Source organism: Ruegeria sp. YKSF070, assembly GCF_059612725.1.
On sequence record NZ_JBXWRD010000036.1, the window covers coordinates 12253 to 35421 of the forward strand.

Annotated in this window: 22 protein-coding genes; 20 read left to right on the forward strand and 2 right to left on the reverse strand. The window is 62.3% G+C overall.

Going from position 1 to position 23169, the window contains the following annotated elements; translation table 11 throughout:
- The first annotated feature begins 62 nt into the window (after nt 1–62).
- Genes glyA through AC2FL1_RS16545 form a run of 3 tightly spaced genes read left to right on the forward strand, consistent with a single transcriptional unit; the run spans nt 63 to nt 3471 of the window.
- Nucleotides 63–1385: a serine hydroxymethyltransferase gene (gene glyA, locus AC2FL1_RS16535; protein ID WP_496825061.1), complete on the forward strand. Its 1323-nt coding sequence runs from the start codon at nt 63–65 to the stop codon at nt 1383–1385.
- Between the two features lie 60 nt (nt 1386–1445).
- Nucleotides 1446–1700, forward strand: a complete 255-nt coding sequence (locus AC2FL1_RS16540) for a GlsB/YeaQ/YmgE family stress response membrane protein (protein ID WP_496877686.1) — start codon at nt 1446–1448, stop codon at nt 1698–1700.
- Nucleotides 1701–1731: 31 nt separating this feature from the next.
- Nucleotides 1732–3471 (forward strand): adenylate/guanylate cyclase domain-containing protein, encoded by a 1740-nt coding sequence (locus tag AC2FL1_RS16545; RefSeq protein WP_496825059.1) that lies wholly within the window; start codon nt 1732–1734, stop codon nt 3469–3471.
- A gap of 12 nt (nt 3472–3483) precedes the next feature.
- Here AC2FL1_RS16545 and AC2FL1_RS16550 read toward each other — a convergent pair whose 3' ends face one another.
- Nucleotides 3484–4323: a universal stress protein gene (locus tag AC2FL1_RS16550; RefSeq protein WP_496877687.1), complete on the reverse strand. Its 840-nt coding sequence runs from the start codon at nt 4321–4323 to the stop codon at nt 3484–3486.
- 191 nt (nt 4324–4514) lie between these two features.
- Between AC2FL1_RS16550 and ccoN the strand changes: the two genes are divergently transcribed.
- The 13 genes from ccoN to rplA all read left to right on the forward strand — a co-directional run bounded on the left by ccoN (nt 4515) and on the right by rplA (nt 15393).
- Nucleotides 4515–6122, forward strand: a complete 1608-nt coding sequence (gene ccoN / locus AC2FL1_RS16555; protein ID WP_234167642.1) for a cytochrome-c oxidase, cbb3-type subunit I — start codon at nt 4515–4517, stop codon at nt 6120–6122.
- Between the two features lie 14 nt (nt 6123–6136).
- On the forward strand, nt 6137–6865 hold the full coding sequence (gene ccoO, locus AC2FL1_RS16560; RefSeq protein WP_011049205.1) for a cytochrome-c oxidase, cbb3-type subunit II: 729 nt from the start codon (nt 6137–6139) through the stop codon (nt 6863–6865).
- A 10-nt stretch (nt 6866–6875) separates the two neighbouring features.
- The gene (locus tag AC2FL1_RS16565) at nt 6876–7112 is read left to right on the forward strand and encodes a cbb3-type cytochrome c oxidase subunit 3 (protein ID WP_496825058.1); all 237 of its coding nucleotides are present in this window, start codon (nt 6876–6878) and stop codon (nt 7110–7112) included.
- A complete protein-coding gene (gene ccoP / locus AC2FL1_RS16570; protein WP_496877688.1) occupies nt 7109–7975 on the forward strand; it encodes a cytochrome-c oxidase, cbb3-type subunit III in 867 nt (288 codons plus the stop codon). Before AC2FL1_RS16565 ends, ccoP begins: the two co-directional genes overlap by 4 nt.
- A gap of 482 nt (nt 7976–8457) precedes the next feature.
- Nucleotides 8458–9786: a cytochrome c oxidase accessory protein CcoG gene (gene ccoG / locus AC2FL1_RS16575; RefSeq protein ID WP_496825267.1), complete on the forward strand. Its 1329-nt coding sequence runs from the start codon at nt 8458–8460 to the stop codon at nt 9784–9786.
- 2 nt (nt 9787–9788) lie between these two features.
- Complete coding sequence (locus AC2FL1_RS16580; protein ID WP_234138789.1) at nt 9789–10247, forward strand: FixH family protein; 459 nt, start codon at nt 9789–9791, stop codon at nt 10245–10247.
- Nucleotides 10248–10251: 4 nt separating this feature from the next.
- The gene (locus tag AC2FL1_RS16585; RefSeq protein WP_496877689.1) at nt 10252–12429 is read left to right on the forward strand and encodes a heavy metal translocating P-type ATPase; all 2178 of its coding nucleotides are present in this window, start codon (nt 10252–10254) and stop codon (nt 12427–12429) included.
- Nucleotides 12430–12433: 4 nt separating this feature from the next.
- Nucleotides 12434–12592 carry a cbb3-type cytochrome oxidase assembly protein CcoS gene (ccoS, locus tag AC2FL1_RS16590; protein ID WP_011049199.1) on the forward strand — a complete coding sequence of 53 codons (159 nt, stop codon included), beginning with the start codon at nt 12434–12436 and terminating at the stop codon, nt 12590–12592.
- 47 nt (nt 12593–12639) lie between these two features.
- Nucleotides 12640–13062: a (R)-mandelonitrile lyase gene (locus AC2FL1_RS16595; RefSeq protein WP_496825056.1), complete on the forward strand. Its 423-nt coding sequence runs from the start codon at nt 12640–12642 to the stop codon at nt 13060–13062.
- Between the two features lie 58 nt (nt 13063–13120).
- Entirely contained in the window at nt 13121–13318 is a 198-nt protein-coding gene (gene secE, locus AC2FL1_RS16600; protein WP_234138793.1) for a preprotein translocase subunit SecE, read from the forward strand.
- 202 nt (nt 13319–13520) lie between these two features.
- On the forward strand, nt 13521–14054 hold the full coding sequence (gene nusG / locus AC2FL1_RS16605; RefSeq protein WP_234221236.1) for a transcription termination/antitermination protein NusG: 534 nt from the start codon (nt 13521–13523) through the stop codon (nt 14052–14054).
- 213 nt (nt 14055–14267) lie between these two features.
- Complete coding sequence (gene rplK / locus AC2FL1_RS16610) at nt 14268–14693, forward strand: 50S ribosomal protein L11 (protein ID WP_496825055.1); 426 nt, start codon at nt 14268–14270, stop codon at nt 14691–14693.
- 1 nt (nt 14694) lies between these two features.
- Complete coding sequence (gene rplA, locus AC2FL1_RS16615) at nt 14695–15393, forward strand: 50S ribosomal protein L1 (protein WP_234138796.1); 699 nt, start codon at nt 14695–14697, stop codon at nt 15391–15393.
- A gap of 85 nt (nt 15394–15478) precedes the next feature.
- Here the strand turns inward: rplA and AC2FL1_RS16620 are convergent, their stop codons facing one another.
- Entirely contained in the window at nt 15479–16306 is an 828-nt protein-coding gene (locus tag AC2FL1_RS16620) for a hypothetical protein (protein ID WP_496825054.1), read from the reverse strand.
- A 194-nt stretch (nt 16307–16500) separates the two neighbouring features.
- Here AC2FL1_RS16620 and AC2FL1_RS16625 point away from each other — a divergent pair, with 194 nt between their 5' ends.
- The 4 genes from AC2FL1_RS16625 to rpoB all read left to right on the forward strand — a co-directional run bounded on the left by AC2FL1_RS16625 (nt 16501) and on the right by rpoB (nt 23121).
- Nucleotides 16501–17427 carry a glycosyltransferase family protein gene (locus AC2FL1_RS16625; protein WP_496877690.1) on the forward strand — a complete coding sequence of 309 codons (927 nt, stop codon included), beginning with the start codon at nt 16501–16503 and terminating at the stop codon, nt 17425–17427.
- A 289-nt stretch (nt 17428–17716) separates the two neighbouring features.
- The gene (gene rplJ / locus AC2FL1_RS16630; RefSeq protein ID WP_011049190.1) at nt 17717–18235 is read left to right on the forward strand and encodes a 50S ribosomal protein L10; all 519 of its coding nucleotides are present in this window, start codon (nt 17717–17719) and stop codon (nt 18233–18235) included.
- A gap of 79 nt (nt 18236–18314) precedes the next feature.
- Nucleotides 18315–18692: a 50S ribosomal protein L7/L12 gene (rplL, locus tag AC2FL1_RS16635; RefSeq protein ID WP_234144484.1), complete on the forward strand. Its 378-nt coding sequence runs from the start codon at nt 18315–18317 to the stop codon at nt 18690–18692.
- Between the two features lie 292 nt (nt 18693–18984).
- Nucleotides 18985–23121, forward strand: coding sequence for a DNA-directed RNA polymerase subunit beta (rpoB, locus tag AC2FL1_RS16640; protein ID WP_496877691.1), 4137 nt, complete (start codon nt 18985–18987; stop codon nt 23119–23121).
- Nucleotides 23122–23169: the final 48 nt, after the last annotated feature.

Sequence of the window (23169 nt, forward strand, 5' to 3'; positions counted from 1 at the left end):
GAAACTGATTTGCGCGCAAGAGGTGGTTTGGTGATCCTGCGGGCAGAGATACGGAGGATTCCATGCCACAGCTTGCCGCCCGCCCCTGGGTGCCCGCCCATTGCGAAACCCGCGTTCAGCAGATCGCCGACACGACTGCGCGCGCCGACAGCGCCGCGATAGATGCGCGTCTGGAGGCGCTGATCGAGAAAAACCATGTGATCCATGATGTGGAGTGTTTCAACCTGAACCCCGCGACCAATGTGATGAATCCACACGCCGAAGCTGCGCTTGCGCGTGGTTTGGGCAGCCGTCCCTCGCTGGGCTATCCCGGTGACAAATACGAGATGGGTCTGGAAGCGATCGAAGAGATCGAGGTGATCGCCGCCGAACTCGCCGCACGGGTTTTCAACGCGCGCTATGCCGAAATCCGCGTCGGATCGGGCGCGCTGGCAAATCTGTATGGGTTCATGGCGCTGACCCGGCCCGGTGACACGATCATCGCACCGCCGGCCAGCATCGGCGGTCATGTCACCCACCACGGGGCTGGTTGCGCGGGCCTTTATGGACTGAATACCATCGAGGCGCCGGTGGATGTGGACGGCTACAGTCTGGATCTGGTGTCGCTCGCTGAACTGGCCGAGCGGCACCGGCCCAAGCTGATTACCGTGGGCGGCTCGCTGAATCTCTTTCCGCATCCGGTGGCCGCGGTGCGCGAGATCGCCGACCGGGTCGGCGCCAAGGTTCTGTTCGACGCGGCACATCAATGCGGGATCATCGCCGGTGGCGTCTGGGCCAACCCGCTGGACGAGGGGGCGCATCTGATGACGATGAGCACCTACAAGAGTCTTGGCGGGCCTGCGGGCGGGCTGATCGTGACCAATGATGCCGAGATCGCTGAGAGGCTGGATGCCATCGCCTTTCCCGGCATGACCGCCAATTTCGACGCGGCGAAATCGGCGGCGTTGGCGATCTCGCTGCTGGACTGGGTCGATCATGGTGCGGCCTATGGCCAGGCCATGGTCGATCTGGCGCAGGCGCTGGCCGCCGAACTGGAGGCGCTGGGCATGCCGGTCTTCCATGGGGCGGGAGGGGCCACTGCCTCGCACCAATTCGCGGTCGAGGCGGCGCGGTTCGGCGGCGGTCAGGCCGCGTCGAAGATGCTGCGCCGGGCGGGGTTCCTGGCTTGCGGTATCGGCCTGCCGATAGCACCGATTTCGGGGGATATGAACGGCCTCCGGATCGGGACGCCGGAACTGGTGCGGCGTGGGGTGACATCGGACCACGCCGCCGAACTGGCCTGGCTGATCACGCAAGCCCTGACCGGCAACGACCCCGAGGCGGTGGCCGCAAGGACCCGCGAAATGCGGGGCCGCTTCCAAGGGATGCACTACATCAGGTCGTGACCGGTCCGTTGATCCGTGCTCTACTCCCTTGAAGGCCTCAGAATTCGGGAGACAGGGATCATGCAGTTCGAAAGCCTGTTCGTGATGCTTATTGTGGGTGTTCTGGCCGGTTGGTTGTCCGGCCGGATCATGGCGGGACGTGGGTTCGGCCTGATTGGGAATATGATTGTCGGTGTCGTGGGGGCTTTCCTTGCCGGTTTGATCTTTCCCGCCTTGGGTTTTGCAGTCGGAGGCGGGTTCCTTGCGTCGGTGCTGCATGCAACGATCGGAGCCGTGATCCTGCTGTTCCTGATAGGATTGGTCCGCAAGGCATGATGCTTGTGCCTTGAACCGGGGAAATGTCCGTATGGAGAGACGGTTGGCGGCCGTGCTGGTCGCGGATTTTGCGGGCTACAGTTCCCATGTCGGCCGCAACGAGGAACGCGCAGTCCGCGCGGCGCGCGGACATCTGGATGCCATCGAATTGGTCATCGGCCTGCACCGGGGGCGCGTGGTCAAGACGATGGGCGACGGGTTGCTGGCCGAGTTTTCCTCGTCCCGGGATGCAGTGGGCTGTGCGACCGCCATCCAGCATCGGATGATGGACCGAAATGCGTCTTTGGAGGACTCTGAGCATATGCTCTTGCGGGTCGGCGTTCACTCGGGCGAGATCCTATCGGAGAATGGGGATATCTTCGGCGATGACGTGAACATCGCGGCCCGAATCGAGGCCCAGGCACCGAAAGGCGGCGTCGCTGTTTCGGAGCGTGTCCACGACGAAGTGGTCGGCCGATTGGAGATTGCTTTTCGGGATGCAGGCGCGCCGCCGTTGAAGAACATATCGCGCAGCATCCGTCTGTTCGACTGGATGCCGTCTCGGAAGGCCGATGCGCCTGCAGCGCGCCCAAAGGCCGTCGATGACAAACCCTCGTTGGCGGTTCTTCCCTTGACGAACTGGTCGGCTAATCCGGAAACGGAGTACATTGCCGATGGCCTGACCGAAGATATCATTTCCGCGTTGGCGCGGGTTCCGTGGCTTTTCGTGATCGCCCGGAACTCGTCCTTTGCGTACAAGGGCACCCCGATGGACGTCCGACAGATCGGCCGGGAACTGGGGGTCAAATATGTTCTGGAAGGCAGCATGCGCATCCAGGGCAACCGGATCCGGGTCAGTGGCCAACTTGCCGACACGGCATCAGGTACACAGGTCTGGTCAGAGCGGTTCGACGGCACCGACGAGGACATATTCGATTTGCAGGACAAGGTGACCGCTGCCGTTGTTGCCGCTGTGGCGCCCACCGTGCAGATGGCCGAGATGCAGCGCGCGGCCCAGAGCGCGCCGGGCAATGCCAGCGCCTATGATTACTATCTGCAAGGGCTGGCAGCGCTGAACCGGGCGCAGGTGGCCAAGGCGGCCGATCTGTTGGATGCAGCGATCAAGGCTTCACCGGACTATGCCAAGGCGATGGCGATCAGGGCGTGGTGCCACACTCTGAACGTGGCTTGGCGTGTCGGGTATGCCCAAGAGACCGACCGGACCAGAGGCGGAGAGCTTGCCAATGCAGCGCTTGATCTTGCCCCGGGAGATCTCGAGGTGGCAGCTTATTCCGGGTACGCGCTTGCCTTTTTTGGCCTGGAGATAGAACGGGGCATGGGGCTGGTCCGGCAAGCATGTGAAGGCTGTCCAAGCTTTGCCTGGGCATGGACCTCGCTCGCGATGCTCGAAGCGTTGCAGGGCGACAGCGACAAGGTGCTGGAGCTTGCGGCGCGCGCGCGTCAACTCAACCCCAAAGATCCTTTGTGGTTTCGCGCACTTGTCGCCATCGCCGCCGTTCATCGGGATGCCGGACGGTTTGAAGAGGCGCTAGAGGCCGCGAACGAGGGATTGCGGCTCAATCCCAATGTCGTGGTGCTTTATGTCCATTCGATCTGTTCGCTGTGCGAACTGGACAGGATGGACGAAGCAAAAGCACTGGCTAACCGGCTCTTGGACCTGTCACCCGAATTCTCGGTGTCCCGGTTTCAGGACCACCACAAGTATTTTCGCACTGCATTGCACACCGCGCAGAATACGCGCTTGCTCAGGGCGATGGGGCTACCGGAGTAGCCCCGCGCCGGTTCAATGCGCCATGAAAACGGGAACGGAGGCCTGTTCCAGCATGTTGCGGGTGGCGCCGCCCAGAATGGCCTCGCGGAACCGCGAATGACCATAGGCGCCCATTACCAGCATGTCGGCGCTGGTGTCGGTGGCGTGGCGGTTGAGGATGTCCGACACCCGTGTCATCGTTTTGCTGAGTACGTCGATTTCCACCTTGACGCCATGGCGGGCCAGCATCTGGCTGAGCAGGCCGCCCGGGTCCGAGCGGTCGGGGCCGTGGCGCGGGGGGTCGATTACCACGATCCGTACCAGATCGGCGGCCCGCAGGAAGGGCATCGCCAGCCGGATCGCGCGCATCGCCTCGACGCTTTCATTCCACCCGAGCAGGACGGTGCGCGGCTGTTTCAGCGTTGGCGCGTTGTCGGGCACGACCAGAACCGGGGCGTGCCCTTCGAACATGGCGGCCTCGACGATCGGCTCTGCCTCACTACCGCGATCTTCGCCATAAGGGCGCGACAGCACCACCAGATCCGAGAACCGGGCGCGATGAGCCACATGGCGACCCAGATCGGCAATCTGGGCAACGCCGCTTTCGGCAGACCAGCGCACGCCGGACTTGCCCAGTGTATCCTGAGCCAGTTTCAGAACCTCTTCGGCCTCGGCATTGGCCCGGTTCAGCGTTTCTTGCAGGATCAGCGCGTTGGCGCCGGCATAGTAATAGCCGGTCTGACTCCGGTCGACGCCAAGGCATAGCGCCTCGGCATGGGCGTCCTGAGCTTCGGCCAGGGCGACCAATTGCGCCAAGGCAGCCGGGGCGAGCTTGGGATCGGTCAGAACGGTCAACAGGGATTTATAGGCCATTTGAACCTCGTGACTGCATTTTTGCCCGGATCGGCCCGGGCGTTTCAATTGAGATATGCGTGTCACACATTTCGGGGTCGCGTCTTGATGCAGATCAAAGCGGCATTTCGCTCAACTCTTCAATTAAGCGACCAGTCTAATCCGTCTGGCGTGGCGTGAGAATCGCGCGGGACAAGGCAAAGGGACGCAATATGTCGAACTATATCAAGCTCATCGCGCTTGGTCTCATCGCGCTGTTCGCGGCGATGGGGATCAACTATGCGCGCGACGTGGCTTACATGGTGCATGCAGTCATCGTGCTGCTTGTCTCCGGTGGGCTGTTCATCTGGACGCTGCGCAAGACCGACGAGGCCGGCGGACTGCTCGACCTTTCGGGCGAATACATGGACGATGTCGTCCGTTACGGTGTCATCGCAACCGCATTCTGGGGCGTCGTCGGCTTTCTGGCCGGGACGTTCATCGCATTTCAACTTGCCTTTCCGGGGCTGAATTTCGAATGGGCCCAGGGTTATGCAAATTTTGGCCGTCTGCGCCCGCTGCACACCTCGGCAGTGATTTTCGCATTTGGTGGTAACGCATTGATCGCAACCTCGTTTTACGTGGTCCAGCGCACCAGCGCAGCACGGCTATGGGGTGGCAATCTGGCGTGGTTCGTGTTCTGGGGTTACCAGCTGTTCATCGTTCTGGCGGCAACCGGCTATCTGCTGGGCGGCACCCAGTCGAAGGAATATGCCGAGCCTGAATGGTACGTTGACCTGTGGCTGACCGTGGTTTGGGTCGCTTATCTGGCTGTGTTCCTGGGCACGATCATCAAGCGCAAGGAACCCCATATCTATGTGGCCAACTGGTTCTATCTGAGCTTTATCGTCACCGTCGCCATGCTGCATGTGGTCAACAACCTGACCATCCCCGTCAGCATCTGGGGTTCGAAGTCGGTCATCGTGTGGCCGGGCGTGCAGGACGCCATGGTGCAATGGTGGTATGGTCACAACGCCGTGGGCTTCTTCCTGACCGCCGGCTTCCTGGGCATGATGTACTATTTCATCCCGAAACAGGCCGAACGTCCGGTGTTCAGCTACAAGCTGTCGATCATCCACTTCTGGGCGCTGATCTTCATCTATATCTGGGCCGGTCCGCACCACCTGCATTATACCGCGCTGCCTGACTGGGCCTCGACGCTTGGCATGGTGTTCTCGGTCGTGCTGTGGATGCCGTCCTGGGGGGGCATGATCAACGGTCTGATGACGCTCTCGGGCGCCTGGGACAAGCTGCGCACCGACCCAATCATCCGTATGATGGTGATTTCGGTCGGTTTCTACGGCATGTCCACCTTCGAAGGCCCGATGATGTCGATCCGCGCAGTGAACTCGCTGTCGCACTACACCGACTGGACCATTGGTCACGTGCACTCTGGTGCGCTGGGTTGGAACGGTATGATCACCTTTGGCGCGCTCTACTTCCTGGTGCCGGTGCTGTGGAAGCGGGATCGTCTCTACTCGCTGAAACTGGTGAACTACCACTTCTGGCTCGCCACTATCGGTATCGTGCTCTACGCCGCCTCGATGTGGGTGACCGGGATCATGGAAGGCCTGATGTGGCGCGAAGTGGATGCAAACGGCTTCCTCGTGAACTCGTTCGCCGACACCGTGGCTGCCAAGTTCCCGATGTATGTGGTGCGTGGTCTGGGCGGGGTCCTGTACCTCACCGGTGCCATCATCATGTGCTACAACCTGTGGATGACCGTTCGGAAGGCACCGGCCAAAGAGGCCAGCCTGTCCGTCGCGGTCCCGGCTGAATAAGGAGGGCCGGAGCAATGGCAATTCTCGACAAACATAAAATCCTCGAGACCAACGCGACCCTCCTGCTGATCTTCAGCTTCCTGGTCGTGACCATCGGCGGCATCGTGCAGATCGCACCGCTGTTCTGGCTGGAAAACACCATCGAGAAGGTGGAGGGCATGCGGCCCTACACCCCTCTCGAGATGGCAGGGCGCGAAGTCTACATTCGCGAAGGCTGCTATGTGTGCCACAGCCAGATGATCCGCCCGATGCGCGACGAGGTCGAACGCTATGGCCATTACTCGCTGGCGGCGGAGTCGATGTACGACCACCCGTTCCAGTGGGGCTCCAAGCGGACCGGGCCCGACCTCGCCCGCGTGGGCGGTCGCTACTCGGACGATTGGCACGTGGATCACATGCGTGACCCGCAGTCGGTGGTGCCGGAATCGGTGATGCCCAAATATGGCTACCTGGAACGCACCATGATCGACGGCAAGTATATCGGTGATCTCATGGCCGCCAATGCGATCGTCGGCGTGCCGTACACGGACGAGATGATCGAAGCCGCCCAGGCAGACTTTGCCGCCCAGGCCGATCCCGACAGCGACTATGACGGGCTGCTGGAGCGGTATGGTGACAAGGTCAATGTGCGTAACTTCGACGGTCAGCCGGGTGTCTCCGAGGCCGATGCACTGATCGCTTATCTGCAAATGTTGGGCACGTTGGTCGACTTCTCGACCTTCACGCCGGACGCGAGCCGCTGAGGAGGGGGATATGGAAGAATATACCCTTCTCCGGCAGTTCGCGGACAGCTGGATGCTGCTTGCACTGTTCGCGTTCTTCATCGGTGTGGTGGTCTGGGTGTTCCGCCCGGGATCGACCAGAACCTATGACGACACCGCCAACATCCCGTTCCGGCATGCGGACGCACCTGCGCCCCGTCAGGGCGATACGGCAGCGCCCCTGCGGGGCAACGACAAACCCGCCACATTCAAGGAGGCGCGGCAATGAGCAAGAAACCTGTTCAGAAACAAGAGGTCGAAACCACCGGCCACAGCTGGGACGGGATCGAGGAATACAACAACCCGCTTCCCCGCTGGTGGCTGTGGACCTTCTATCTCTGCATCATCTGGGGCATCGGCTATACCATTGCCTATCCGGCCTGGCCCATGATCAACTCGGCCACCGCCGGGGTGATGGGCTGGTCGACGCGGGCCAATGTCGCGAACGATATCGCCGCAGTGGAAGAGGCAAACGCTCCGATCAATGCCAAGCTGGAGTCAGTCGAACTGACCGCGATCGCATCGGATGCGGATCTGAACTCCTATGCCGTGTCGGCGGGGTCTGCCGTGTTCAAGACCTGGTGCGCCCAGTGTCACGGCTCGGGTGCCGCCGGTGCGGTCGGTTACCCCAACCTGCTGGATGACGATTGGCTGTGGGGTGGTTCGGTCGAGGAGATCCACGAAACCGTCACTGTCGGTATCCGGAACTCGGAAAACGACGATGCGCGCTATTCCGAGATGCCCGCCTTTGGCCGTGACGAGCTGCTGGAGGCCGCCGAAATCGACCAGGTGGTCAATTTCGTGATGTCACTGTCGGGTGAGCCGCAGGATGCCTCTCAGGTGGCGGCCGGTGCAGTGGTCTTCGAGGACAACTGCTCTTCCTGCCATGCCGAGGACGCCACCGGCGACCGCGCGCAGGGCGCCCCTAACCTGGCGGATGCCATCTGGCTCTATGGTGGCGATTACGCTGCGATCGCAGAGTCGGTGAACAACGCCCGCTTTGGCGTGATGCCCCCTTGGGACAGTCGCTTGACCGAAGCGCAGATCCGCGCGGTTTCGGTCTATGTCCACCAGCTGGGCGGTGGCGAGTAGCATAAGGATACCTCCGGGCTGCGATCGCGGCCCGGAGGGTGGCGTCGGCTGTTCGATCTGTTCGCGCGTTTCCTGAACAGCCGGCGCCTTTAGTCATAATCACAAAGCATCCGCCGACCAATCCGGTCGGCGGATCTTTTTTGTGACAGGGGCGCGGAACAGTTAATGGCTTGGGATGCAATCACTATTTCGTGATGATCAGCGAATGGATGCGCCATTTGTACAATGTTTTCGGACGTTTTGGCCGTGTGCGACGTAACGCCCGATGCAATTGCAGCATCAAAAGCTGCGCCACAGATACGCTTTTTGACCCATGTCAAAGTCTGCCGCGCGCGCATCTGGAAGAAGTCGCGCTGTAGAATAGCCAAAACCGGAGTGAGTCCGTGAGCGAGTCGACCCCAGAACCCAGCCTTTACGCCGCCCGAGAGCCCATTTTCCCGCGGCGCGTATCGGGCACGTTCCGCAATCTCAAATGGTTCATCATGGCGGTAACGCTGGGGATTTACTACCTGACGCCCTGGATTCGCTGGGATCGCGGTCCCAGCTTGCCCGACCAAGCTGTGTTGCTGGATATGGCTAACCGGCGCTTTTACTTCTTCTGGATCGAAATCTGGCCGCACGAATTCTATTTTGTCGCGGGTCTGCTGATCATGGCGGGGCTTGGCCTGTTCCTGTTCACTTCGGCATTGGGCCGGGTCTGGTGCGGTTATGCCTGTCCGCAGACAGTGTGGACCGACCTCTTCATCCTGGTCGAACGCTGGATCGAGGGCGACCGCAACGCCCGGCTGCGCCTGCACCGCCAGAAAAAGCTCGATTTCCGCAAGGCGCGGCTGAGGATCACCAAATGGACCACCTGGCTGTTGATCGGTCTCGCCACCGGTGGGGCGTGGGTGTTCTACTTCGCCGATGCGCCGACGCTGCTGCGGGATCTGGTGACCGGCAATGCCCACCCCATTGCATATACGACGATGGCGGTGCTGACCTTTACTACCTTCTTTTTCGGTGGTTTCGCGCGCGAACAGATCTGTATCTACGCCTGCCCCTGGCCGCGTATTCAGGCCGCGATGATGGACGAGGATACGTTGGTTGTAGGCTACCGCGAATGGCGGGGCGAGCCGCGCGGCAAGGGCAAGCGCACGGAGGATTCGGAACTGGGCGATTGCATCGACTGCATGGCCTGCGTCAACGTCTGCCCGGTCGGGATCGATATCCGCGACGGCCAGCAACTGGAATGCATCACCTGCGCGCTGTGTATCGACGCCTGTGACGACATGATGGAGAAGATCGGCAAGCCGCGCGGGCTGATCGACTATATGGCGCTCAAGGACGAAGAGGCCGAGCGTGCCGGTCACCCGCCCAAGAACATCTGGAAGCATATCCTGCGCCCGCGCACCATCATGTATACCAGCCTCTGGTCGCTGGTCGGTTTCGCGTTGCTGTTTGCGCTGTTCATCCGGTCCGACATCGACCTGACGGTGGCCCCGGTTCGCAACCCGACCTTTGTTACCCTTTCGGACGGGTCGATCCGCAACACCTATGACGTGCGCTTGCGCAACAAGCATGGTGAGGAACGCCCGTTCCAACTGTCCGTGGTCGGCGATCCGGCGATGCGGATCGAACTCGAGGGCCTGCCCGATAACAAGGTCGCCGTTCCTGCCGATACCGCCTTTTTGCAGCGGGTCTATATCGTGACACCCAAGGACGCGGCCCCATCTCTAGCGGCCAGTACCGATGTCCGTATCTGGGTCGAGGATCAGAGCAACGGTGAGCGCGCCTATAAGGACACGACATTCAACGGACGGGGGAACTGAAGATGGCTGAGCGCACCTTTACCGGCAAACATGCCGCCATGGTCTTTGTCGGCGCATTCGGTATCATTATCGGGGTGAATATCCTGCTGGCTTATAGCGCGATCAAGACCTTTCCGGGGTTGGAGGTTAAGAACTCCTATGTCGCCAGCCAGGAATTCGATACCCGCCGCGACGCGCAAGAGGCGCTGGGCTGGCATGTGCGCGCCGATGCGACCGGTGGTCTGGTGGTCCTGTCGATCACCGACCAGGCGGGCAAACCGGTCGAGGTTTCCGAGTTGAAGGCGGTGTTGGGTCGCGCCACCCATGTGCAAGAGGATTTCGCGCCCGATTTCGCCTTTGACGGCACGGCCTATGTGGCCAAGGCGGAACTGGGTGATGGCAATTGGAACATCCGCATGGTGGCGCGTGCCGAGGACGGCACCGAATTTATCCAACGCGTCGTTTTGCATGTGAAGGGTTGACCCGATGACGGCGCAACTTCGCCCCTCGCCCGCGGCCTGTCCGGCCTGTGTTGCGGTCCCGGCCCAGCCCGCCCGCCCGGTGCCCGAGGATGTGCAGATCGCGCTGTCTTTGCCGGGCATCCACTGTTCGGCCTGTATCTCGACGGTCGAGCGCGCCTTGCAGGCCCATCCGGGGGTCGAGGACGCGCGGGTGAACCTGACGCTGAAACGGGCCCTGATCAAGGCCGGGCCCGAGCTGCGCGCCGCCGATCTGATCCCGGTGCTGGAGCGTGTCGGATACGAGGCGCACGAGCTTGACCCCGGAACACTCAACGCGACCCGCACCGACCGGGCGGGGCGCGACTTGCTGATGCGGCTGGCGGTGGCGGGCTTTGCCTCGATGAACGTGATGCTGCTGTCGGTCTCGGTCTGGTCCGGTGCCTCGGACGCGACGCGGGACATGTTCCACTGGATTTCCGCCGCCATTGCGATGCCTGCCATCGCCTTTTCCGGCCAGCCCTTTTTTGTTAGCGCCTGGGGGGCACTCAAGGCCAGGCGGCTCAACATGGATGTCCCCATCGTGTTGGCCATCGTTCTGGCGCTGGTCACCTCGCTTTGGGAAACCTCGCTGAGCGGCGAGCATGCCTATTTCGATGCGGCGTTGACGCTGACCTTTTTCCTGCTTGCAGGTCGCTATCTGGATTACCGTACCCGCGCCGTGGCCCGGTCTGCGGCCGAGGAACTGGCCGCGCTGGAGGTGCCGCGCGCGATCCGGCTGCATGACGGGGTCGAAACCGAGGTCGCCGTTGCGCAACTGGCGGTGGGCGACCTGATCCTGGTGCGCCCCGGCGGGCGGATGCCCGTCGATGGCGAGATTGTCGAGGGGCGTTCGGAACTGGACCGCTCGCTGCTCACCGGCGAAACGCTGCCGATCTTTGCCGAACCGGGGCTTGTGGTCAGCGCGGGCGAGGTCAACCTGACCGGTCCGCTGGTGATCCGCGCCAGCGCGGTGGGGCAGGATACCTCGCTGCACCGCATGGCCGATCTGGTGGCCATCGCCGAAAGCGGGCGCTCGCGTTATACCTCGCTGGCCGACAGCGCCGCGAAACTCTATGCGCCGGGGGTGCATATCCTCTCGGCGCTCAGTTTTGTCGGCTGGTATCTCTACAGCTGGGATGTGCGCACCGCGCTCAACATCGCCGCCGCCGTGCTGATCATCACCTGTCCCTGTGCGTTGGGCCTCGCGGTGCCGGCGGTGACGACGGCCGCCTCGGGGCGTCTTTTCAAGCGGGGAATGCTGATCAAGCATGCCACCGCGCTGGAACGTCTGGCCGAGGTGGACACGGTCGTGTTCGACAAGACCGGCACGCTGACGGCGGGCACACCCGAACTGACCAATCTGGGCGATCACCGCCGCGCCGACATGGAGGTCGCACTGGCGCTGGCAGAGGCGTCCTCGCATCCGCTTTCCGTTGCGATCACCCGCGCCGCGCGGGCCGCCGGGCTGCATCCGGCCCGGATCGACGATGTGACCGAGGTGCCGGGGTTCGGCGCCAAAGGTGTCTGGCAGGGACAACGGGTGCGGCTGGGCCGCGCCGCCTGGGTCGGGGCCGTGCAGGCCGCGCAGACCTCGGCCTGGCTGGCGGTCGGCGACCGGGCGCCGGTGGCGTTTCTGTTCTCCGACGCGCTGCGCCCGGGGGCCGAGGAAACCGTCTCGGGCCTAAAAGCCGCGGGCAAGGAGGTTCTGCTCATTTCGGGCGATACCACCGGCGCGGTCGAGGCACTGGCCCGGCGTCTGGGGATCGAGAACTGGATGGCCGAGGCCCTGCCGCAGGACAAGGCTGACCGGGTGCAGGCATTGGCCGACGCGGGCAAGCGGGTGCTGATGGTGGGCGACGGATTGAACGATACCGCCGCTCTGGCCGCCGCCCATGTGTCGATCTCGCCCGCCTCGGCGCTGGACGCCGCGCGCGTCGCCTCTGATATCGTGCTGCTGGGCAACGACTTGTCCCCGATTGCCGGGGCCTGCGATACCGCCATCCGCGCCACCAAACGTATCCGCGAAAACTTCCGCATCGCCACTGTCTATAACGTGATTGCCGTGCCGCTTGCGGTGGCGGGGCTCTGCTCGCCACTGATCGCGGCCTTGGCGATGTCGACCTCGTCGATTACCGTGTCCCTGAACGCCCTGCGCCTGAGGTGAGTTGATGGAAGTCCTGGCGATCCTGATCCCGATATCGCTGATCCTTGGCGCGGTGGGCCTGTTGGCCTTTGTCTACACCGTGCGGTCGGACCAGTATGACGATCCCGAAGGCGATGCGCGCCGGATCCTGTCGGGGGACTGGGACGACAAGCCCAAGCCTTGACCCCGCCGCGCCCTGCGCCAGAGTGGGAACCGAAGGGGAGGGACAAGATGGAAATCTACGAGAATGGCAGCCGTCCGACGCGCAAGGCGAATTCGGATTGGTTCACCGGCACGGTCTGGCAGGATCCGGTGGTCGAGGCGCCGGTGCCCGCGCGGGTGCGGGCGCTGCGGGTCGGGTTCGAACCGGGTGCGCGTACTGCATGGCATACTCATCCGCTGGGCCAGACGTTGTATGTGTTGTCCGGCAGCGGCCTGGTCGGACTACGCGACGCAGCCCCGCGCGTGATCCGCGCGGGCGACACGGTCTGGATCCCGCCCGGCGAGGAGCACTGGCACGGCGCCGGCCCGGAAACCGGCATGGTGCATCTGGCCATTCAGGAGGCCGAAGACGGTCAGGTCGCCAACTGGCTGGAGAAGGTGAGCGACGCCGACTATCTGACCCCGCCCCAGACGGTGCCGAACCGGCCTTGAATTCGCGGCCTGCTCCGGCTATGTGCCGATAGTCCGCAAGCAGAGAGAAGTCAGGCATATGGCCACCATCAACCCGATCCAGTTCATCCAGCAGGTCCGCGCCGAAGTGTCCAAGGTCGTCTGGCCGACCCGCCGCGAGGTGCTGCTGACCACGGTGATGGTGTTCATCATGGCGGCGTTGACGGCTGTTTTCTTCGCGCTGGTCGACCTGTCGATCCGGGGCGGACTGCAACTGTTGCTGGGCATGTTCAACTGACCAGGGCCCGCGCCGCGGCGCAATCCGGCCTTGCACATCGCCGGATCAGGGGCTAGGTCACGCAGTACCTTCGGGACGGGCGTGCGGCGATTCGAGCTGCGCGCCGCTTTTTGTTCCGGCGGGCCGCTCGATGGGTGGCCGCAATTCAGAAATGCTCCGGGACGCGCCCGCGGACCGGCCAGAAGACGAGGACGACAGGGTCATGGCGAAACGGTGGTATTCGGTCAGCGTGCTTTCGAACTTCGAAAAGAAGGTCGCCGAGACGATCCGCGCCTCGGTCGCCGAACACGGGCTCGAAGATCAGATCGACGAGGTGCTGGTGCCGACCGAAGAGGTCATCGAGGTGCGCCGCGGCAAGAAGGTCTCGACCGAACGTCGGTTCATGCCCGGTTATGTGCTGGTGCACATGGAGATGTCCGACCAGGGCTATCACCTGATCAACACGATCAACCGGGTCACCGGTTTCTTGGGCCCGCAGGGTCGCCCGATGCCGATGCGCGATGCCGAGGTCAACCAGATCCTCAACCGCGTGCAGGAAGGTGAAGAGGCGCCGCGCACCCTGATCTCGTTCGAGATCGGTGAGCGCGTCAAGGTCAACGACGGCCCGTTCGAAGGCTTTGATGGCATGGTCGAGGGCGTCGATGACGACAGCCAGAAACTGCGCGTGTCGGTGTCGATCTTCGGTCGCGAAACCCCGGTCGAGCTCGACTTTACCCAGGTCGCGAAACAGGGCTGATCGCAGCAAGACTGCGCTGCCCTTAAAACCATCGGCGCCTTGGACCTTTACCGCGCGGCACTTGCATTGTCGGGCGTTCCGGTCTATCGGCACCCGATGCCGCCCTTGGGCGGCGAATCCCGTGGGAGACGGAGGGGGCGCGCCCCGGAGGTCGGACCACATCAATAGCATCTGCCGGATCGCGTTCCGGCGGAGTTGAAAAGGAGAAGGCCAATGGCCAAGAAACTGATCGGCACGCTGAAGCTTCAGGTGCCCGCAGGCAAGGCTAACCCGTCGCCGCCAGTTGGTCCGGCGCTGGGTCAGCGCGGCATCAACATCATGGAATTCTGCAAGGCGTTCAACGCCAAGACCGCAGACATGGAAGTGGGCGCACCCTGCCCGACCGTGATTTCCTATTATCAGGACAAGTCCTTTACCATGGACATCAAGACGCCGCCCGCGTCCTATTTCCTGAAGAAGGCCGCCAAGATCCAGTCGGGTTCCAAGACCCCCTCGCGCGCGACCGCCGGCACCGTCACCGTTGCCCAGGTCCGCGAAATCGCCGAGGCAAAGATGAAGGATCTGAACGCCAACGATATCGAAGGCGCAATGCAGATCATCCTGGGCTCTGCCCGGTCCATGGGCATCGAGGTGAAATAAGATGGCAAAGCTTGGAAAACGCACCCGCGCTGCCCGCGAAGCCTTTGCTGGCAAGGAAGAGCTGTCGGTCGAAGAAGCCGTTGCGCTGGTCAAGTCGGCCGCCTCGGCCAAGTTCGACGAGACCGTCGAGATCGCAATGAACCTGGGTGTTGACCCGCGTCACGCCGACCAGATGGTTCGCGGCGTTGTCGGCCTGCCCAACGGCACCGGCAAAACCGTGCGCGTCGCTGTCTTTGCTCGTGGCCCCAAGGCTGAAGAAGCCCAGGCCGCAGGCGCGGACATCGTTGGCGCCGAGGACCTGATGGAAACCATCCAGTCCGGCAAGATCGAGTTCGATCGCTGCATCGCGACCCCCGACATGATGCCGGTTGTCGGTCGTCTGGGTAAAATCCTGGGCCCGCGCAACCTGATGCCGAACCCCAAAGTCGGCACCGTGACCATGGACGTCGCCCAGGCCGTGCAGAACGCCAAGGGCGGTGAAGTCCAGTTCAAGGTCGAAAAGGCCGGTGTCATCCATGCAGGCGTCGGCAAGGTGTCGTTCGACGAGGCCAAACTGGTCGAGAACGTTCGCGCGTTTGTGGATGCTGTGGCCAAGGCCAAACCGGCCGGTGCCAAGGGCACCTACCTGAAAAAGATCGCGATCAGCTCGACCATGGGTCCGGGTGTGTCGGTTGACGTGGCGAGCGCCTCGGGCAACTAAGCGGTCAGACTGGCGGCTTTGTTCGCCAGATACAGACAAGGGAACCCGGCCTGTTTCTCGCAGTGCCGGGTTTTCTTTTTCCGGTTCAGCCCGCCCGCCCCAGCAAACTGCGTTTCCACCGCCCCAGCAGAATGCGCGCGCGCCGATGCAGGGGTGGGCGTTTCTCCATGTAGAACCGAGCCCGGGCGCCCATGAAATCATCCTGATACCCCTTCAGAAAGGGGGCGATGCCCCGGCCTGCCTGAAAGGACGCGCGCACCTCAGCCATGCGCGGTCCCCATTCCTGGCAATGAAACACACGCAATTCGGGACGATTGATCAGGCGCAGACCAAAGGCCCCGGTTTCCGAGCAGTAGAGTTCCACCGCCGCTTCGGAGCCAAACCGGCCAAAGGCATCGGCATCGCTTTGCTGAGCCCGCTGCGCCTCGCGCCACACTTGTGCGGGCAGGATCGCGAAACAGTTGCTGAACCGCTGCGTGCGCATCAGGTCTGTGCCGGGCAGGGGCGTATCCGCACGAAACGGCAGGGTCGAGCCTGTCAGGAAAAGGGCTCCGTGGCGGGTCATTGCTTCCATTGACTCGGCCTGCCAGGGCAGATTGGACTCGCGATAGGGTAGGGTATCGAGCCGCACGATACAGACCAGATCGTCGCCGATCAGATCGAATTGTTGCCACAAGAGGTTGGTCTCGTTCTCGGTCGTCTGGGCGGGATCGGTTTGTCCCGCAATCACCAATTCGGCGCCAAACGCGTCTGCAAGGTCGGTCATATCCTTGGCGATGGCCGGGTCCTGGCCGACATGTACAACAAGGCGATCCGGCGGTTGATCGAAAAACCCCATCCAGTCGCGCAGGATAGTGCAATGCGCCGGTTGCAGGACAAAGGTCAGAAGTGAGAAACCGTTTGCTTCGGTCATCGGCCTCCGCCCTTTGAGTTGCACTGTCTTGGGCGGGGCTGCCCGTCGCATGGCGGGATGCTAACAATGGCCTCTGCCGGGGTCAACGCGCGCCAGGCCCGCTTTGACTTGCCGCGGGTGGGCGGTATAGGCTACGCGGCGGAAAAGAGCAGCATATCAATGAGGCAGGCAGTGATGAACGATCGGAACGCGGGATGACGGCGCCCTGGCATGTTGGTGCCATTCTCAACGAACCTTTGCCCGATACACTCCGCTTCGCTGCTTGGTATCTCGAAGCCGGGGCCGAGGGGCTTACCTTGCTGTTCGATAATCCGCATGACCCTGCGATACCGGTTCTGAGCACGCATCCGCGCATCGACTGCGTCGCGTGTACGCCCGAGTTCTGGGCCGATCTGGGGCTGACGCCGGAAACCCGGTTTACCAAGCGACAGAATGCGGCGCTGACCTGGGCTTACAGGCGGCAGACCGAAGGATGGTTGCTGAATGTCGATGCCGACGAGTTCATGTGGGCGTCGAACGGCGGGATAGCTGCCTTTCTTTCGGAGCAGTCGACCCAAGTCGAGGCGATCCGAGTCGAAACGGCCGAGATCGTGGCAGGTCCTGATGGGCTGACGGGCCAGGTCTATCGCCTGCCGATGGAGCGCGACGCCGCACGCCGTGTCTATGGTGACAGTGCTGCCCTGTTCGGGCCGCGCCGCAAAGGGCTGATTGGACATCCACAAGGCAAATCTTTCATTCGTTGCGGGTTAAAGAACGTGTTCCTGCGCCAGCACTGGGCGCAACGTCAGGGCGGCGGCGAATTGGCCGAAACTTTCGTGCCGGTGCGCGGCGGAGCGGTGGCGCTGTTGCATCATATCGGGCTCGACTACGAAGTCTGGCGGTCCAAGCTTGACTGGCGCCTTGTGTCGAGCGGGTTCACGGTGCCGCTGACCGAACGGATCCGCGTGCTGCTGGACGAGCCCGATGCCGAGACACGCCTGCGCGCTTTGCATGGTGACCTGCACGGGGTCGACCCGGTGCGGCTCGACCGGCTGCGGGCCGAGGGGGCTTGCCTGGAACTGCCGATCGATGTGGATGGGGCCGCGGCGCGAATCTTTGGTGCGCGGTTCCCCGCCGGATGAGCCCGCGACCGGTCGTTTTACCCCTTGGAAACCCCATCGCTCTGGCCTAAGAGAGGGGGCGAAGTAAAGCGTGCGATTCGTCGTGCGCTTTATTTTGTTTCGTCCAAGACGGTGGGTGGCCGCATCCGTGGCCTTAATCTCCTGCCTGAGACGGGTACAGACCAAAGAGATCGGGGGCTCGACCCTCGGGCGATTATTTGGCTCCACCCCGTAAAACGGACATGAACGCCGGGTGAGAGCCCGGCAAATATGAGCCGGGATGTTCACCATCCCAAATTTGGAGAGAACTGTGGATAGAGCCCAGAAAGAGAAAGTGGTCGAGGAACTCGGCCAGATCTTCGAAAGCTCTGGCGTCGTGGTGGTTGCTCACTACGCCGGTCTGACAGTTGCCGAGATGCAGGACCTGCGCGCGCGTGCACGCGAAGCGGGTGGGTCTGTGCGTGTTGCCAAGAACAGGCTCGCCAAGATCGCCCTTGAGGGTAAGCCGTGTGCAAGCATGGCCGACCTGCTGACGGGTATGACCGTTCTGACCTATTCCGAGGACCCCGTGGCAGCAGCCAAGGTGGCCGAGGGCTTCGCCAAGGATAACAAGAAATTTGAGATCCTCGGCGGTGCAATGGGCGAGAACGCTCTGGACCGTGCCGGCGTCGAAGCCGTGTCGAAAATGCCGTCGCGTGAAGAGCTCATTGCTCAGATCGTGTCCTGCATCGGCGCACCTGCTTCGAACATCGCTGGCGCGATTGGCGCACCTGCAAGCAATATCGCTGGCATCCTTTCCACCATCATCGAGAAGGCGGAAGCTGCGTAAGCGGTTGGCACTGAATGATCTGCGTGGGGCATGTGCCCTGACGTTGGAACACACACTGTAAACGGAAAGAGCTGATAAAATGGCTGATCTGAAAGCACTCGCAGAAAGCATCGTGGGTCTGACCCTGCTGGAAGCACAGGAACTGAAAACCATCCTGAAGGATGAATACGGCATCGAGCCCGCAGCTGGCGGCGCCGTGATGGTTGCAGCAGCAGGCGGCGACGCCGGCGCAGCGGCCGAAGAAGAAAAGACCGAATTCGACGTCGTCCTGAAGAACGCCGGCGCTTCGAAAATCAACGTGATCAAAGAAGTTCGCGGCATCACCGGTCTGGGCCTGAAAGAAGCCAAGGATCTGGTCGAAGCCGGCGGCAAGATCAAAGAAGGCATTGCCAAGGCAGAAGCCGAAGAGATCAAGGCAAAGCTGGAAGCAGCTGGCGCCGAGGTCGAGCTGGCCTAAGGCCGATCGGTCAGGAGCCGTTTTCCGACACGGAAAACGGGCCGGAATTTTTGCAAAATTCCGGTTGCGCTCCGAAACTACGAGGCTGGACCCGGGAAATCCGGGTCCAGCCGAACCTGTCTTAGAAAGGACCCCTGCGGGGGGTGTTTTCTAAGGCGCGGTTCACGGATCGGGAGGCCGCCACTCGGGACGGTGGCCATGAATTGATCCGAAACGCTCCGTCTCGAATGGTCAAGGCGCTGGGGCCCGGCGGTGCCCTTGACCGGTGAGAAACTGAAAGGTGACATCTGACATGGCTCAAACGTTCCTTGGCCAGAAACGTCTTCGCAAATATTACGGCAAAATCCGCGAAGTGCTGGAAATGCCGAACCTCATCGAGGTCCAGAAATCCTCCTACGACCTGTTCCTGAACTCCGGCGATGCGCCTCAGCCTCTGGATGGCGAAGGCATCATGGGCGTGTTCCAGTCGGTCTTTCCGATCAAGGATTTCAACGAAACCAGCGTGCTGGAATTCGTGAAATACGAGCTGGAAAAGCCGAAATACGATGTCGAGGAGTGCATGCAGCGCGACATGACCTACAGCGCCCCGCTGAAGGTCACACTGCGCCTGATCGTGTTCGATGTCGACGAGGATACCGGCGCCAAATCCGTCAAGGACATCAAGGAGCAGGACGTGTTCATGGGCGACATGCCCCTGATGACGCCCAACGGCACCTTCATCGTGAACGGCACCGAGCGCGTGATCGTGTCCCAGATGCACCGTTCGCCCGGCGTTTTCTTCGACCATGACAAGGGCAAGACCCACTCCTCGGGCAAGCTGCTCTTTGCCTGCCGCATCATCCCGTATCGCGGCTCGTGGCTGGATTTCGAATTCGACGCCAAGGACATCGTCTTTGCCCGTATCGACCGTCGCCGCAAGCTGCCGGTGACGACCCTGCTCTATGCGCTGGGCCTGGATCAGGAAGGCATCATGGATGCCTATTTCAAGACAGTCTCCTATCGTCTGGAGAAAAAGCGCGGTTGGGTCACTCCGTTCTTCCCCGAGCGTGTGCGCGGCACCCGTCCGACCTATGACTTGATCGACGCCGCCTCGGGCGAGGTGATCGCCGAAGCCGGCAAGAAGGTCACCCCGCGCGCGGTGAAGAAGCTGATCGAAGAAGGCAGCGTGACCGACCTTTTGGTCCCGTTCGAGCATATCGTCGGCAAGTTCGCGGCCAAGGACATCATCAACGAGGAAACCGGCGCGATCTATGTCGAGGCCGGTGACGAGCTGACGCTGGAATATGACAAGGATGGCGATCTGATCGGCGGCACCGTCAAGGAGCTGATCGACAACGGCGTCACCGACATCCCGGTGCTGGATATCGACAACATCAACGTCGGTCCCTACATCCGCAACACCATGGCGCAGGACAAGAACATGAACCGGGAAACCGCGCTCATGGACATTTACCGCGTCATGCGTCCGGGCGAGCCGCCCACCGTCGAGGCCGCCTCGGCCCTGTTTGACACCCTGTTCTTTGACAGCGAGCGCTATGATCTCTCTGCCGTGGGCCGGGTCAAGATGAACATGCGCCTCGATCTGGATGCCGCAGACACGCAGCGCACCCTGCGCCGCGAAGACATCATCGCCTGCATCAAGGCGCTGGTCGAACTGCGCGACGGCAAGGGTGACATTGACGATATCGACCACCTTGGCAACCGCCGGGTGCGTTCGGTCGGCGAACTGATGGAAAACCAGTATCGCGTCGGCTTGCTGCGGATGGAGCGCGCCATCAAGGAGCGCATGTCCTCGGTCGAGATCGACACCGTGATGCCGCAGGACCTGATCAATGCGAAACCTGCCGCTGCCGCCGTGCGCGAGTTCTTCGGCTCTTCGCAGCTGTCGCAGTTCATGGACCAGACCAACCCGCTGTCCGAGGTGACGCACAAGCGTCGTCTTTCGGCGCTTGGGCCGGGCGGTCTGACCCGTGAGCGTGCCGGTTTCGAGGTGCGCGACGTTCACCCGACCCACTATGGCCGGATGTGCCCCATTGAAACGCCCGAAGGTCCGAACATCGGTCTGATCAACTCGCTGGCCACCTTTGCCCGCGTGAACAAATACGGCTTCATCGAGACCCCCTACCGCGTCGTCAAGGGCGGGCAGGTCACCGATGAGGTGCACTATATGTCCGCGACCGAGGAAATGCGCCACACCGTGGCGCAGGCCAACGCCACCCTGGACGAGAATGGCAAGTTCGTGAACGAGCTGGTCAACACCCGTCAGGCCGGCGACTATACGCTGGCCCCGATGGAAAGCGTCGACCTGATCGACGTGTCGCCGAAACAGCTGGTTTCGGTCGCCGCCTCGCTCATCCCGTTCCTCGAAAACGACGACGCCAACCGCGCTCTGATGGGCTCGAACATGCAGCGTCAGGCGGTTCCGCTTCTGCGGGCTGAGGCGCCGCTGGTCGGCACCGGGATCGAGGAAAAGGTCGCCATCGACTCGGGCGCGGCCATCCAGGCCAAGCGTGCGGGCATCATCGACCAGATCGACGCGCAGCGGATCGTGATCCGCGCCACCGAGGATCTGGAACTGGGCGATGCGGGCGTCGACATCTACCGCATGCGCAAGTTCCAGCGGTCGAACCAGAACACCTGCATCAACCAGCGCCCGCTGGTGAAAGTGGGTCAGCAGGTTTCCAAGGGCGAGGTCATCGCCGACGGTCCCTCGACCGATATGGGCGAACTGGCTCTGGGCAAGAACGTTGTCGTCGCGTTCATGCCGTGGAATGGCTATAACTACGAGGACTCGATCCTGATCTCGGAACGCATCGCGCGTGACGACGTCTTTACCTCGATCCATATCGAGGAATTCGAAGTTGCCGCCCGCGACACCAAGCTGGGGCCGGAAGAGATCACCCGCGACATCCCGAACGTCGGCGAGGAAGCGCTGCGCAATCTCGACGAGGCGGGCATCGTCTATATCGGTGCCGAAGTGCAGCCGGGCGACATTCTGGTGGGCAAGATCACGCCCAAGGGTGAAAGCCCGATGACCCCGGAAGAAAAGCTGCTGCGCGCCATCTTCGGCGAGAAGGCCAGCGATGTGCGCGACACCTCGCTGCGCGTGAAGCCGGGCGATTACGGCACCGTGGTCGAGGTTCGCGTGTTCAACCGCCACGGCGTCGACAAGGACGAGCGCGCGCTGCAGATCGAGCGCGAGGAAGTCGAGCGTCTGGCCCGTGACCGGGACGACGAGCTGGCGATCCTCGACCGCAACATCTATGCGCGTCTGAAGTCGCTGATCTTGGGCAAGACCGCGGTCAAGGGCCCCAAGGGCATCAAGCCGGGTTCCGAGATCACCGAAGAGCTGCTGGAAACCTTGACCCGCGGTCAGTGGTGGATGCTGGCGCTGGAAGGTGAGCAGGATGCCCAGATCGTCGAAGCGCTGAACGAGCAGTACGAACTGCAAAAGCGCGCCCTGGATGCCCGTTTCGAAGACAAGGTCGAAAAGGTGCGTCGCGGCGACGATCTGCCCCCGGGCGTGATGAAGATGGTCAAGGTCTTCATCGCGGTGAAGCGCAAGCTGCAGCCGGGTGACAAGATGGCCGGCCGTCACGGGAACAAGGGTGTGATTTCGAAAGTGGTGCCGATGGAGGACATGCCGTTCCTCGCAGACGGGACCCCGGTCGATTTCTGCCTCAACCCGCTGGGTGTGCCGTCGCGGATGAACGTCGGTCAGATCCTCGAAACCCATATGGGCTGGGCCGCGCGCGGTCTGGGCCTGAATGTGGACGAGGCGTTGCAGGAATACCGCCGCTCGGGCGACCTGACACCGGTGCGGGACGCGATGAAGCACGCCTATGGCGAGGATGTCTATGCCGAGGGTATCTCGGGCATGGACGAGGACACGCTGGTCGAGGCCGCAGGCAACGTCACCCGTGGCGTTCCGATCGCAACACCGGTCTTCGACGGTGCGAAAGAGGCGGATGTGAACGATGCCCTGACACGCGCCGGTTTCGATACCTCGGGCCAGTCGGTTCTGTTCGACGGACGTACCGGCGAACAGTTCGCGCGCCCCGTCACCGTGGGCATCAAGTATCTGCTCAAGCTGCACCACCTGGTCGATGACAAGATCCACGCGCGTTCGACCGGCCCTTACAGCCTGGTGACCCAGCAGCCGCTGGGCGGCAAGGCGCAGTTCGGCGGTCAGCGTTTCGGGGAGATGGAGGTCTGGGCTCTGGAAGCCTATGGCGCCGCTTACACCCTGCAGGAAATGCTGACGGTGAAGTCGGACGACGTGGCCGGCCGGACCAAGGTCTACGAGTCGATCGTCAAGGGCGAGGACAATTTCGAGGCGGGCATTCCCGAGAGCTTCAACGTTCTGGTGAAAGAAGTCCGCGGCCTCGGCCTGAACATGGAACTCCTGGATGCGGAGGTGGAGGACTGAGAATTTTCGCCGAAAATTCTCGCCCCACATTTTCCGACGAAAAATGTG

Bases quoted from the DNA above. Each gene is read 5' to 3' on its own strand.
- glyA (WP_496825061.1), top strand. From the start codon at position 63: ATGCCACAGCTTGCCGCCCGCCCCTGGGTGCCCGCCCATTGCGAAACC.
- AC2FL1_RS16540 (WP_496877686.1), top strand. From the start codon at position 1,446: ATGCAGTTCGAAAGCCTGTTCGTGATGCTTATTGTGGGTGTTCTGGCC.
- AC2FL1_RS16545 (WP_496825059.1), top strand. From the start codon at position 1,732: ATGGAGAGACGGTTGGCGGCCGTGCTGGTCGCGGATTTTGCGGGCTAC.
- AC2FL1_RS16550 (WP_496877687.1), bottom strand. From the start codon at position 4,323: ATGGCCTATAAATCCCTGTTGACCGTTCTGACCGATCCCAAGCTCGCC.
- ccoN (WP_234167642.1), top strand. From the start codon at position 4,515: ATGTCGAACTATATCAAGCTCATCGCGCTTGGTCTCATCGCGCTGTTC.
- ccoO (WP_011049205.1), top strand. From the start codon at position 6,137: ATGGCAATTCTCGACAAACATAAAATCCTCGAGACCAACGCGACCCTC.
- AC2FL1_RS16565 (WP_496825058.1), top strand. From the start codon at position 6,876: ATGGAAGAATATACCCTTCTCCGGCAGTTCGCGGACAGCTGGATGCTG.
- ccoP (WP_496877688.1), top strand. From the start codon at position 7,109: ATGAGCAAGAAACCTGTTCAGAAACAAGAGGTCGAAACCACCGGCCAC.
- ccoG (WP_496825267.1), top strand. From the start codon at position 8,458: ATGGCGGTAACGCTGGGGATTTACTACCTGACGCCCTGGATTCGCTGG.
- AC2FL1_RS16580 (WP_234138789.1), top strand. From the start codon at position 9,789: ATGGCTGAGCGCACCTTTACCGGCAAACATGCCGCCATGGTCTTTGTC.
- AC2FL1_RS16585 (WP_496877689.1), top strand. From the start codon at position 10,252: ATGACGGCGCAACTTCGCCCCTCGCCCGCGGCCTGTCCGGCCTGTGTT.
- ccoS (WP_011049199.1), top strand. From the start codon at position 12,434: ATGGAAGTCCTGGCGATCCTGATCCCGATATCGCTGATCCTTGGCGCG.
- AC2FL1_RS16595 (WP_496825056.1), top strand. From the start codon at position 12,640: ATGGAAATCTACGAGAATGGCAGCCGTCCGACGCGCAAGGCGAATTCG.
- secE (WP_234138793.1), top strand. From the start codon at position 13,121: ATGGCCACCATCAACCCGATCCAGTTCATCCAGCAGGTCCGCGCCGAA.
- nusG (WP_234221236.1), top strand. From the start codon at position 13,521: ATGGCGAAACGGTGGTATTCGGTCAGCGTGCTTTCGAACTTCGAAAAG.
- rplK (WP_496825055.1), top strand. From the start codon at position 14,268: ATGGCCAAGAAACTGATCGGCACGCTGAAGCTTCAGGTGCCCGCAGGC.
- rplA (WP_234138796.1), top strand. From the start codon at position 14,695: ATGGCAAAGCTTGGAAAACGCACCCGCGCTGCCCGCGAAGCCTTTGCT.
- AC2FL1_RS16620 (WP_496825054.1), bottom strand. From the start codon at position 16,306: ATGACCGAAGCAAACGGTTTCTCACTTCTGACCTTTGTCCTGCAACCG.
- AC2FL1_RS16625 (WP_496877690.1), top strand. From the start codon at position 16,501: ATGACGGCGCCCTGGCATGTTGGTGCCATTCTCAACGAACCTTTGCCC.
- rplL (WP_234144484.1), top strand. From the start codon at position 18,315: ATGGCTGATCTGAAAGCACTCGCAGAAAGCATCGTGGGTCTGACCCTG.
- rpoB (WP_496877691.1), top strand. From the start codon at position 18,985: ATGGCTCAAACGTTCCTTGGCCAGAAACGTCTTCGCAAATATTACGGC.